Source organism: Pseudomonas proteolytica, assembly GCF_007858275.1.
Classification (GTDB): domain Bacteria; phylum Pseudomonadota; class Gammaproteobacteria; order Pseudomonadales; family Pseudomonadaceae; genus Aquipseudomonas; species Aquipseudomonas proteolytica.
Genome location: NZ_VFEV01000037.1, coordinates 38,575 through 49,595 on the forward strand (window position 1 = coordinate 38,575; position 11,021 = coordinate 49,595).

General features: G+C 62.7%; 10 protein-coding genes. 4 read left to right on the top strand and 6 right to left on the bottom strand.

The features are described from left to right. From FIV38_RS23040 to FIV38_RS23060, 5 genes are read right to left on the bottom strand one after another with little or no spacing between them, the layout of a single operon-like run. Positions 1–783, bottom strand: coding sequence for an enoyl-CoA hydratase/isomerase family protein (locus tag FIV38_RS23040; protein ID WP_092235294.1), 783 nt, complete (start codon positions 781–783; stop codon positions 1–3). Then, complete coding sequence (gene atuD / locus FIV38_RS23045) at positions 780–1,937, bottom strand: citronellyl-CoA dehydrogenase (RefSeq protein ID WP_029298116.1); 1,158 nt, start codon at positions 1,935–1,937, stop codon at positions 780–782. The genes FIV38_RS23040 and atuD overlap by 4 nt, the downstream gene beginning before the upstream one ends. A 20-nt stretch (positions 1,938–1,957) precedes the next feature. Beyond that, positions 1,958–3,574, bottom strand: a complete 1,617-nt coding sequence (gene atuC / locus FIV38_RS23050; protein WP_092235297.1) for a geranyl-CoA carboxylase subunit beta — start codon at positions 3,572–3,574, stop codon at positions 1,958–1,960. A gap of 3 nt (positions 3,575–3,577) precedes the next feature. After that, a complete protein-coding gene (locus FIV38_RS23055) occupies positions 3,578–4,465 on the bottom strand; it encodes an SDR family oxidoreductase (protein WP_092235300.1) in 888 nt (295 codons plus the stop codon). 12 nt (positions 4,466–4,477) lie between these two features. Continuing rightward, positions 4,478–6,256, bottom strand: a complete 1,779-nt coding sequence (locus FIV38_RS23060; protein WP_092235303.1) for an acyclic terpene utilization AtuA family protein — start codon at positions 6,254–6,256, stop codon at positions 4,478–4,480. 157 nt (positions 6,257–6,413) lie between these two features. On the opposite strand from FIV38_RS23060, the gene FIV38_RS23065 reads away from it, so the two are divergent. The 3 genes from FIV38_RS23065 (at position 6,414) to FIV38_RS23075 (ending at position 9,028) form a co-directional block, all read left to right on the top strand. Continuing rightward, positions 6,414–7,037, top strand: coding sequence for a TetR/AcrR family transcriptional regulator (locus FIV38_RS23065; RefSeq protein WP_070995948.1), 624 nt, complete (start codon positions 6,414–6,416; stop codon positions 7,035–7,037). 98 nt (positions 7,038–7,135) lie between these two features. Further along, the gene (locus tag FIV38_RS23070; RefSeq protein ID WP_092235307.1) at positions 7,136–7,933 is read left to right on the top strand and encodes a substrate-binding periplasmic protein; all 798 of its coding nucleotides are present in this window, start codon (positions 7,136–7,138) and stop codon (positions 7,931–7,933) included. Between the two features lie 81 nt (positions 7,934–8,014). Beyond that, a complete protein-coding gene (locus FIV38_RS23075; protein ID WP_092235309.1) occupies positions 8,015–9,028 on the top strand; it encodes a GNAT family N-acetyltransferase in 1,014 nt (337 codons plus the stop codon). A gap of 353 nt (positions 9,029–9,381) precedes the next feature. Here FIV38_RS23075 and FIV38_RS23080 read toward each other — a convergent pair whose 3' ends face one another. Beyond that, on the bottom strand, positions 9,382–9,933 hold the full coding sequence (locus tag FIV38_RS23080; RefSeq protein ID WP_029298131.1) for an RNA polymerase factor sigma-70: 552 nt from the start codon (positions 9,931–9,933) through the stop codon (positions 9,382–9,384). A 311-nt stretch (positions 9,934–10,244) separates the two neighbouring features. Between FIV38_RS23080 and FIV38_RS23085 the strand changes: the two genes are divergently transcribed. After that, positions 10,245–11,003: a thioesterase II family protein gene (locus tag FIV38_RS23085; RefSeq protein ID WP_092235312.1), complete on the top strand. Its 759-nt coding sequence runs from the start codon at positions 10,245–10,247 to the stop codon at positions 11,001–11,003. Positions 11,004–11,021 lie beyond the last annotated feature (18 nt).

An 11,021-nucleotide genomic window follows, 5' to 3' on the forward strand; every position in this document is an offset into this window, starting at 1 on the left:
TCAAATTACCCACCTGGCCTTGCGCTTCTCGACAAACGCTCGCGTTCCTTCAATCCCTTCTTCCCCGGTCACTGCTTCGGCAAACCAATCGGCAGCCTGATCCAGCAGCAGTTCCAATGGCTGATCCAGGCTCTGGAGCAACAACGCCTTGGTCCGGGCATTGGCGCGCGGGGCACAGCGCAACACCTGGCCCAACACCTCATCCAGGCGCTGCGCCAATCCCTGGGGATCATGCTCGACAAAATGCACCACCCCCAGGCGCTGCGCCTTGATCCCGTCAAACCGCGCCGCGGTCAACGCCAGGCGCCGGGCTTGGGTCAGGCCGATACGCCGCACTACAAACGGCGCGATCTGCGCCGGCAGCACACCCAGGCTGGTTTCCGGCAAGCCGAACTGTGCCTGGTGATCGGCAATCGCGATGTCGCTGACACACGCCAGGCCAAACCCACCGCCCAACACCGCGCCTTGCAGCACCACGATCACCACCTGCGGCAGCGCTTCGACTTCCTGCAGCAGCGCGCCAAACACCCGGTTCAAATCACGCAAGCCCTCGCGGCTGCCCGCGCGGCTCATGTCCTTCACATCGCCGCCCGCACAGAAGTGCCCGCCAGCGCCGCTGATCACCAATGCCCGCACGTGCTCGTCACGCGCCACATCTGCCAGCACCGTGCGCAGTTCGCTGACCATCTGCAAGCTCATGGCATTGCGGTTCTGTGGGCGATTGAGGGTGATGTGCAGCACGCCGTTGTGCGGTTCCAGCAGCAGGGTTTCGCAGGCGTTCACGACTTTTTCCCCGGCAGCGTGCCCATCAATTTGCAGATGATCCCCAGCATGATCTCGTCGGCGCCGCCGCCAATCGACACCAGGCGCACATCGCGATAGGCGCGGGCCACCGGGTTGTCCCACATAAAGCCCATGCCACCCCAGTATTGCAGGCAACTGTCGCTGACTTCGCGGCCCAGGCGCCCGGCCTTGAGCTTGGCCATGGAGGCCAGTCGTGTCACGTCCTGGCCCTTGATGTATTGCTCGGTGGCCTGGTAGACCAGCGCGCGCAGGCATTCGATTTCAGTGGACAGTTCGGCCAGGCGGAAGTGGATCACCTGGTTGTCGATCAAGGCCTTGCCGAAGGTCTGGCGCTCCTTGCAGTAGGCGATGGTGCTGTCGATGCACGATTCCAGGCCCTTGATCATATTGGCTGCGCCAAACAGCCGTTCTTCCTGGAATTGCAGCATCTGCATCATGAACCCCGCGCCTTCATGGCCGATGCGGTTGCGCTGGGGCACGCGCACATCATCGAAAAACACCTGGGCGGTTTCCGAGCTATGCATGCCGAGTTTTTCCAGGGGCGGGCTGACGCTGATGCCGGGGGTGTTCATCGGCACCATGATCAGTGACTTGTTGATATGGGGCTTGCCGTCCGAGGTGTTGGCCAGCAGGCAGATAAAGTCGGCACTGGGGGAGTTGGTGATCCACATTTTGCTGCCGTTGATCACGTAGTCGTCGCCATCCTTGCGTGCGTGGGTTTTCAAGCCGGCCACGTCGGAGCCGGCGCCGGTTTCCGAGACGCCAATGCAACCCACTTGTTCGCCGCTGATAGCCGGCCGCAGGAACTCCTCGCGCAGCTCATCGGAGCCAAAACGCGCCAGGGCCGGGGTGCACATATCGGTCTGCACGCCGATGGACATCGGGATGCCGCCGCAGCGGATGGTGCCGAACTCTTCGGCGGCGACTATCGAGTAGCTGTAGTCCAGGCCCATGCCGCCGAACTTCTCCGGCTTGGAAATGCCCAGCAAGCCCAGGTCGCCGGCTTTGCGGAAAATTTCGTGGATGGGGAAGCGCCCGGCTTTTTCCCATGCGTCGACATGGGGATTGATCTCGCGGTCGACAAAAGCCCGTACGGTACGACGCAGCTCTTCGTGTTCCTGGGTGAAGATCATTTTTATTGTTCTCCTGATCGTTAAAAGCGCGCGGCGCCGAAGCTGTTGGGTTGCAATTGGCGCACCTGAGCTTCTTGGCAGATATCCAGCAGGTAACCCAGCAAAGTGCGGGTGTGCCGTGGGTCAATCAGCCCGTCATCCCACAGGTTGGCGCTGCCATACAGGGCCGTGGACTGGCTATCGAGTTTCTGTGCGGTGACCTGTTCGAGCATGTCGAGCACCTTGGGGTCGGGCACCAGGCCGTCTTTCAATTGCTTGGCCTCGGTGACAATGCGCAGCACTTTGCCGGCCTGGGCGCCGCCCATCACGGCGGTGCGGCTGTTGGGCCAGGCGAAGATAAAGCGCGGGTCCAGGCCCCGGCCGCACATCGCATAGTTGCCGGCGCCATAGGAACCGCCGACCACCACAGTCAGCTTGGGCACGCGGGCATTGGCCACCGCCTGGATCATCTTCGCGCCGTGCTTGATCACCCCTTGTTGTTCGGATTCGGTACCGACCATAAAACCGGTGGTGTTGTGAAAGAACAGCAGCGGCGTCTGGCTCTGGTCGCACAACTGGATAAATTGCGCGGCCTTGCTCGCGCCCTTGGGGGTGATCGGGCCGTTGTTGCCGATAAACCCGCAGGCGCGGCCCTGGATCTGCAAGTGGCCGCAGACGGTGTGGGGATCGTACTCGCCCTTGAATTCGAGGAAGTTGGAGCCGTCGGCGATGCGCGCGATGATTTCCCGTGCGTCGTAGGGTTTTTTCGGGTCGTCGGGGATCAGCCCCAGCAGCTCGTCAATCGGGTACAGCGGCTCGGCGTAGGCCCGCGCCGGTGCAGGCGGCAACCGGTCGTCCCACGGCAATAGGCTGACAATCTCGCGCACGATGCGCACGCCATCGGCGTCATTTTCGGCAAGGTATTCGGCGGTGCCGGCAGTTTGCGCATGCATCTGGGCGCCGCCCAGTTCTTCATCTGTCGCCACTTCGCCGGTGGCGGCCTTGAGCAGCGGTGGGCCGGCCAGAAACAGCTTGGCCTTGCCGCGCACCACCACCACGTAATCCGAAAGTCCCGGTTGATAGGCACCGCCAGCGGTGGCCGAGCCGTGGACTACGGTGATCTGTGGCAGGCCCATGGCCGACATCCGCGCCTGGTTGGCAAAGCTGCGTGCGCCTTCGACGAAAATCTCTGCTGCGTAATTCAGGTTGGCGCCGCCGCTTTCGGCCAGGGTCACCACCGGCAGTTTGTTCTCCATGGCGATCTGTTGCAGGCGCAGGGATTTTTTCAGGCCGGACGGCGAGATCGTCCCGCCCTTGATCGCACTGTTATTGGCCACCACCAGCATGCGCACGCCGCTGACGTAACCGATACCGGCAATCAAGCCGCCACCGGCCGCGCTGCCGTCCTTGTCATCGTGCAATTTGTAGCCGGCCAGGCTTGCCAGTTCGAGGAAGGGCGCGCCGGGGTCAAGCAACAGGTTCAGGCGTTCGCGGGGCAGCAGTTGGCCGCGCTTGTCGAACTTGCCCTTGGCCTCGGCGGCCTTGTCCAACAGGTTCTGTTCCAGTTGGCGCAGGTGGTTGATGGCCGTGAGCATGGCCTCGCGGTTTTGCGCGAACTGCGGGCTGTGGGCGTCGAGTTGGGAGTCGATGACCGGCATGGTTTATTGGCCCTCCTTGAGTACATCCGGCAGGTAGGCGCGGTGAAAACCATTGAAGGACGGGCTCGGCGCCTGCGCCTTGTGCAGCGGCCAGGCGCGGCTGCCCAGGCTGGCGGCGCCGTCGATGCGCAGGGTGCTGCCGCTGACGAACGCGGCGGCGGGGCTGAGCAGGAACACAATCGCCGCGCTGACTTCCGATTCCGTGCCGATGCGCTTGAGCGGCACATGCTCGCGCAGGGTCGGGATCACCGCCTTGAACGCACCTTCGTAGGTGTCCATGCCACTGGAGGCGATCCAGCCTGGCGCCACAGCATTGACCCGCACCCCGGCGTAGCCCCACTCGAACGCGGCGGTCTTGGTGAAGTTGTCCATCCCCGAGCGCGCCGCGCCGGAGTGACCCATGCCGGGCATGCCGCCCCACATATCGGCCAGCATGTTGACGATGGCGCCGCCTTTTGTTCCCAAAGAAGGTTTGCTCATGGATTGGTTGAACACCTCACGCGCCACCAGGAAACCGCCCACCAGGTTGGTGCGCAGTACGGTTTCAAAACCTTTTTGATTGATCGACGCCAGGGGTGACGGGTATTGGCCGCCAGCATTGTTCACCAGACCGTGGATCGGGCCGTGCGCCTCGATAATCTGGCTGACCAGCGCCTTGACCGCTTCTTCATCGCGAATATCACAGGCCTGCCAGCTGGCGCGGCCGCCGTCATCGCTGATTTCCTGGGCGACACCTTGCAGTTTTTCCGGCTTGCGCCCCACCAGCACCACATGGGCGCCGAGGGCTGCCAGTTCATGGGCGGTGCAGCGGCCGATGCCACTGCCGCCGCCGGTGACGATTATGGTCTGCCCCTGGAACAGGTCGGCTTTGAAGATCGAGTCGAAGGCCACGGCGAGAGTCCCTTAGTTGAGTTGATCAGCGAGGTGGCGGGGCACGGCAATCGGTATTTCCAGCAGCTGCTGGGCGAAGGCCTTGCCCTGGGGGTCGATGCGCAGGCTGGCGATACCGCCGCCGCCCAGGGCATTCTCCAGGAGGAAGTTAAGGCTGTGGCTGCCGGGCAGATACCAGCGCTCTACGCGCCCGTGCAGTGGGTCGAGGACGTGGCTCATCCAGTCGACGATCACCTCGGGCGTCAATGCTTCGGCGATCCACGGCAAGTAGTCGGGCCGGCGCGCGATCACGCCGATATTGCTGTGATTGCCCTTGTCACCGGAGCGCGCCACGGCCAGTTTGACCAGCGGCACGCTGGCATCGGCGCGGCCTTCGGGCCGGGGTGGGTCGAGGGGGGCGTGGGGTGTGCCTAAGGCGGCCGTGGCCGGCAGTTCGCAGGGGTAGGACTGCCCTTGGAAGTCGACGCTCAGGCTGCAGGCGCGCTTATCAATCAGGAATGAAAACAGGCGGATCAGCGGATACACGGTGGGCCGGCCGCCGACAATGCCAGTCAGCCCCGGCGCCATACCGGTGGCGGCCTGGGCGATTTCCCGGGCGAACAGCACCAGTGCCTGTTTGCTCGGGTGACGCACCGCCAGTTTGAGCACCACTTCGCGGCAGTCCTGGCGCCGGGCGTGGGCGCCGTAGGTGGCTTCGCTGCCGAGCAGTTCAATATTGACCTCGGTGTAGGGCGCCCAGCCGCGCTGGCTGAACAGTTCGGCAGTCTTGTTGATGATCGCCTGGCTGACCCGTTCGGCCTTGGCCCGTGCATCGATGCCGGCCAGCAGGCAACTGGCGGTGCAGCGAAAACCGTCGGGGTAGGTGGCACTGACTTTGTACTGGTCGGTCGGTGCCTGCCCTTTGGCGCCGTGCAGGCGCACGCGGTTTTCGCCTTGCTGCTGCAGCGTGACCTGGCTGAAGTCGCAAATCACATCCGGCAGCAGATAGGCCCGTGGGTCGCCGATTTCGTACAGCAGTTGTTCGGCGACGCTCAGTTCGCTGATCAGGCCGCCTGTGCCCGGTGCTTTGCTCACGGTGAATTGGCCGTCGGCGCTGACTTCGACAATCGGGAAGCCGATGTGCTCGTAGTCCGGTACCTCGCGCCAATCGGTGAAATTGCCGCCGGTGCACTGCGCGCCACATTCGATGATATGCCCGGCCAGTGCGGCCTGGGCCAGGCGGTCGTAGTCCTGCCACGACCAGTTGAACTCATGCACCAGGGCCGCGCTGACCACTGCGCTGTCCACCACGCGCCCGGTGATGACGATATCGGCGCCCAGTTGCAGGGCCTGGACGATGCCCGGTGCGCCGAGGTAGGCATTGGTGGACACGCACATCGCCGGTAAAGGCGCGCCGCTGAACATGTCGCTGACGCCCTGCAGTTGCTTGAACTGTGGTTGCAGGTCATCGCCCAGCACCACGGCGATTTTCAATGGCACCCGGGCCTGGTCGCAGGCAGCCTGCAATGCCGCGGCGCAGGCCTGGGGGTGGATGCCGCCGGCGTTGCTGATCACGCGGATGCCCTGGCGCTGGATATCGCCGAGCAAGGGCGCCAGCACTTCGACGAAATCAATGGCGTAGCCGGCCTGGGGATCTTTCATTCGCGCGCCGGCCAGAATCGACATGGTGACTTCCGCCAGGTAGTCGAACACCAGGTAATCCAGCGCGCCGCCGTGCACCAACTGCGCGGCGGCGGTGCAGGTGTCGCCCCAGAATGCACTGGCGCAGCCGATACGAACGGTCTTGTCCATGGGAAGTCCTTCTCTGGAAAATCGCTGGGTCGAGACTACCAAGCAAGCGCTTGGTTTGTAAACTCTGGTCATAACTTTTGCCCAAGCGCTTGCTTGGGTGGCTGTCACGGCCTAAATTGCCGGCCATGACGCAATCAAAGTAGTTGAGGAGAGCAGCATGGATGAGCAAAAAGCCCTGGAGGTGATGCGCACCATGGTGGACGGCGGGCAACTGACCGACCCCGACAGCGCCCGGGGCAAGCTGCTGCAGACCGCGGCTCACTTGTTTCGCAACAAGGGCTTTGAACGCACCACCGTGCGTGACCTGGCCAGTGCCGTGGGGATTCAGTCCGGCAGCATCTTTCACCACTTCAAGAGCAAGGACGAAATCCTGCGGGCGGTGATGGAAGAAACCATCCACTACAACACCGCGATGATGCGTGCCTCCCTGGCCGAGGCGAGCAACGTGCGCGAGCGGGTGTTGGCCCTGATTCGCTGCGAGTTGCAGTCGATCATGGGCGGCAGCGGCGAAGCCATGGCGGTGCTGGTGTATGAATGGCGCTCGCTGTCGGCAGAAGGCCAGGCCCAGGTGCTGGCGCTGCGGGATGTGTATGAGGAGATCTGGCTGCAGGTGCTGGGCGAGGCCAAGCAGGCCGGTTATATCAAGGGCGATGTGTTTATCACCCGGCGTTTCCTGACCGGGGCGTTGTCCTGGACCACGACGTGGTTCCGCGCCCAGGGCAGCATGACCCTCGAGCAATTGGCCGATGAAGCGTTGCTGCTGGTACTCAAGGCCGATTAGGCGTGGCGCACAGGCCATTTATTGTCGGGTAGAAAGTTGTCTCCCCAGACAAAAACGCCTAGCTTAGCGAGATCCAGATTTTGAACGGTGCACGCCTGATGTTTTCGCCATTGCAGCTGGCTGCAGGACTTACAGTATTGGCAATGGGCACCTTGTGGCAGGCGCAGGTTTCGGCGGCCCAATTGGTCCGGATCGGTGCCGCGCATTTTCCACCGTACACCGTGCGCCCGGAGCAGGGCGCCGACACCGGTTTGCTACCGCAACTGCTGGAGGCGCTGAACCGTACGCAGACCGAGTACCAGTTCGTGCTGGTACCAACCTCCATCCCCCGACGTTTTCGCGATTTCGAGCAGGGCCGGATCGACATGGCCATTTTCGAGAACCCGCAATGGGGCTGGCAGGATATTCCCCATACCAGCGTCGACATGGGCCTGGAGGACGCCGAGATTTTCGTCGCCCAGCGCCAGCCCGGTCGCGACCAGGCATATTTCGCCGACCTCAAGGGCAAGCGCCTGGCGGTGTTCAGCGGTTATCACTACGCCTTTGCCAACTTCAACCCCGACCCCAAGTACATGGCTGCGCAGTTCAACGCCACGTTGACCTATTCCCATGACAGTAACTTGCTGATGGTGACGCGTGGCCGGGCCGATATCGCCCTGGTGACGCGCTCCTACCTCAGTGACTTCATGGTGCGCAATGCGGACACGGCCGGGCAGTTCCTGGTGTCGGAGCGCATTGATCAGGTCTACCACCACTACGCGTTGCTGCGGCCCAAGGCTGCGATCAGTGGCCCGGCGTTTGCCGCATTGCTCAAGGGCCTGCGCGACAGCGGCGAGCTGTTGAAGATCTTCGAGCCGTACCGCATTGAGGTGCTGGCGGTGCCCGACGCGCGGTGATCCGGGAACTGCCGGCTTAAATTTTTGTGGCTGGTTCACGTCACTTCGACTAACTGTCGACGATTATCGTGAGCGCCCTCTATGCCCAATCCCCAAGACTTGTCAGTCCTGCCACTCCCGGCAGGGCCAGCCCTTAACGCAGACGAAAGCGATGGCCGCCTGACCCTGACCGTCGCCGGCCAACCCCTGGTGCGCCTGCGCCTGGAGCGTGGCGAAACATTGCATCTGCACTTGCAAAGCCCCGGTGAGGTGCCGTCAGTGCAGGCGTTGTGGGCTGCAGGTTACTGGCTGTTTGCCCGCGAGCCCGAACGCCAGCACCTGGCCTGGCACCTTGAACACGCCCCGGACGAGGCCCTGCGCAGCGGTCTGCTGCTGGCCACGGAGGTGGCGGGGCAATTTCGTTGCGAACGCACCCTGTTCTGGCAATTGCCGCAGCCGTGGCTGGGCCAGGCGTCGAGCGGTGTTTACCCGCAGCAGATGGTCATCAGCACGGGCAAGCGCCATCCCCTGCGTGCGCCCAAGCCGTGCGGCGAAGTCTATCGACGTTTCGATGCGCGCCTGGGCGCCTGGATCTCACTGCGCACGCTGGAGATCGATGTGGACCTGGCGCGCTTCAATCGCTGGCAGAACAGCGCGCGAGTCGCCAACTTCTGGCAGGAAAGCGGCAGCCTGGAGCAGCATCGTGACTATCTGCACAAGCTTGCAGCCGACCCGCATACCTTGACGTTGATCGGCTGTATCGACGATGAGCCCTTTGCCTATTTCGAGGCGTATTGGGCCAAGGAGGATCGCATCGCGCCGTTCTATGAGGTGGACGACTACGATCGCGGTATCCATATGCTGGTGGGGGAGGAGCATCACCGTGGGCCGCACAAGGTCGCCAGTTGGCTGTCGGCGTTGGTGCACTACTTGTTCCTCGACGACCCGCGCACCCAGCGGGTGGTGGCGGAGCCGCGGGCTGACAACGCGAGGATGATCGGCCATATGCACAACCAGTGTTTCCACTGCGAGAAGGAATTCGATTTCCCCCACAAGCGTGCGGCGCTGATGATCCTGGGGCGGGAGCGGTTTTTTGAGCGGTGTGGGTTGGTCTGAGGGCTACAGCCCACTGAAGATCAATGGAGCTGGCTTGCCAGCGATGACCATAGGTATCTACACAAATTAAACCCGAGCAGATAGGGCTGTTGTGGCGAGCGGGCTTGTCGGAGCGCCGTATCGCCCGCGCTGGGCTGCGAAGCAGCCCCAAAAAGCCCGCCTCGTTTCTTCAGATAAACCGCGATGGTCGGTTTTAGGGCTGCTTCGCAGCCCAGCGCGGGGCAAGCCCGCTCGCCACAACTGCGCTATCTGCCTGGATTTAGGCGTTGCGGCAAAGTTGTGTAGATACCTATGGTCATCGCCGGCAAGCCGGCTCCTACAAGGATCAGGCCGCCTCTGTGGCACAGTACTGCTCAGACACGCCGGGCAAAGGTATCGCTGTGGGTTCCCGAAACCTTGCGGCAGTGCACCAGCGCGTCGCGGATCATAAAGTTGACCAGGGTCGGCGACACGCCCAGTTCCTTGGCAATGTCCTTCTGCGGCACGCCATGCAGGCGGTACATCTCGAAGGCGTAGCGCGTGCGCTGGGGCAGTTCGGTCAGGGCGTCGGCGATGTTTTCCAGGGTGGAAAAATTGATGTGCGAGGTTTCCGGTGAAGCGCCATGAATAACCACATTCAAGCCTTCCTCTTCCGTCCCGGAGTACTTCAGTTCCAGGGCCTGTTTACGGTAGTGGTCGATAGCCAGGTTGCGCACGATCTGGAACAGGTAGCTCAGTTGCGCCTTGAACGATGAGGTGATCTGCGGTGCCGATTGCAGTCTGAAGTAGGCGTCCTGCACCACGTCTTCGGCGCGGGAACGGCAGCCGGTAATGCGCGCCGCGATCTTGACCAGGATCAGTCGATTATCGACAAACGCCTGGAGTAACGGTGAATCGCACCTGCTTGTGGATACTTGTTCCGTCATGGAAATCACCTTGCTGCAATAAGGTTAGTGGAGGGCATCCCTGCTGAGGCCTCCTACACATCGGGCAACAAATTATTCTTAATGATAATGATTGTCAAATGAGAAGTGGAACTAATCTTATACCGAAATGCAAACTGTGAGGTGCATCTCTTTGTGCGCGGGCCCTGGCCTGGCGACTAATTATTTTGCCGTGCCATCCGTTCTCATTGGTGACAGGCCAGCCAACACGCCGGCCATGGATTTGCACCCGGAGGAGGACGACATGCGTTTGTATCGCGAGAACCCAGCGTTCCAGGCAGGGGTGGTCTGAGATGAGCACGTCGACCCGCTTGCGCCTGTTTTGCCTGCCCTATTCGGGCGCCAGCGCCATGTTCTACAGCCGCTGGCGCCGGGCGTTACCCGAGTGGTTGCAGGTGCGCCCACTGGAGCTACCGGGGCGTGGCATGCGCATGGACGAACCCTTGCAGCGCGATATCAAGGCGCTCGCCGCGCAATTGGCTGGCGAGATCAGTGCCGAACTCGACGGCCCCTACGCCTTGTTTGGCCACAGCCTCGGTGGCTTGCTGGCGTTCGAGCTGGCCCATGCCCTGCGTGAGCGCGGGCTGCCTGCGCCCCTGGCGCTGTTTGCCTCGGCCACCGCCGGCCCGGCGCGCCGCGACGTCAGCGAGTACGCCGTGGAAAAAGACGACACCCAGTTGATCGACCGCCTGCGCACGCTCAAGGGCACTCCCGAAGACGCTCTGGCCAACCGTGAATTGATGCAGTTGGCGCTGCCGATCCTGCGCGCCGACTTCCTCTTGTGCGGCAGCTTCCACTACGGCGAGCGCGAGCCGCTGTCGATGCCGATCCATGTGTTCGGCGGCAAGCAGGACGACGTGCGCGCCGACGAGTTGCTCGACTGGCAGGAAGACACCGCCAGCGGTTTCTCCCTGGACATGTTCGAGGGGCATCACTTCTACCTGGTGCAGCAGCAAAGCTCGCTGTTGCGCTGCGTGCGGCGCTATGCCGACGAACATTTGACCCGCTGGCGCTATGGCGCTGCCCGGCGGGCGGCCTTGGCGACCGGCTGAACCCGCCGCCGCGCGCCC

What these genes read in the sequence shown, in the direction of transcription:
- FIV38_RS23075 (WP_092235309.1), top strand. Translation starts at nt 8,015, where the DNA reads ATGCCCAATCCCCAAGACTTGTCAGTCCTGCCACTCCCGGCAGGGCCA.
- FIV38_RS23080 (WP_029298131.1), bottom strand. Translation starts at nt 9,933, where the DNA reads ATGACGGAACAAGTATCCACAAGCAGGTGCGATTCACCGTTACTCCAG.
- FIV38_RS23085 (WP_092235312.1), top strand. Translation starts at nt 10,245, where the DNA reads ATGAGCACGTCGACCCGCTTGCGCCTGTTTTGCCTGCCCTATTCGGGC.
- atuC (WP_092235297.1), bottom strand. Translation starts at nt 3,574, where the DNA reads ATGCCGGTCATCGACTCCCAACTCGACGCCCACAGCCCGCAGTTCGCG.
- FIV38_RS23070 (WP_092235307.1), top strand. Translation starts at nt 7,136, where the DNA reads ATGTTTTCGCCATTGCAGCTGGCTGCAGGACTTACAGTATTGGCAATG.
- FIV38_RS23065 (WP_070995948.1), top strand. Translation starts at nt 6,414, where the DNA reads ATGGATGAGCAAAAAGCCCTGGAGGTGATGCGCACCATGGTGGACGGC.
- atuD (WP_029298116.1), bottom strand. Translation starts at nt 1,937, where the DNA reads ATGATCTTCACCCAGGAACACGAAGAGCTGCGTCGTACCGTACGGGCT.
- FIV38_RS23060 (WP_092235303.1), bottom strand. Translation starts at nt 6,256, where the DNA reads ATGGACAAGACCGTTCGTATCGGCTGCGCCAGTGCATTCTGGGGCGAC.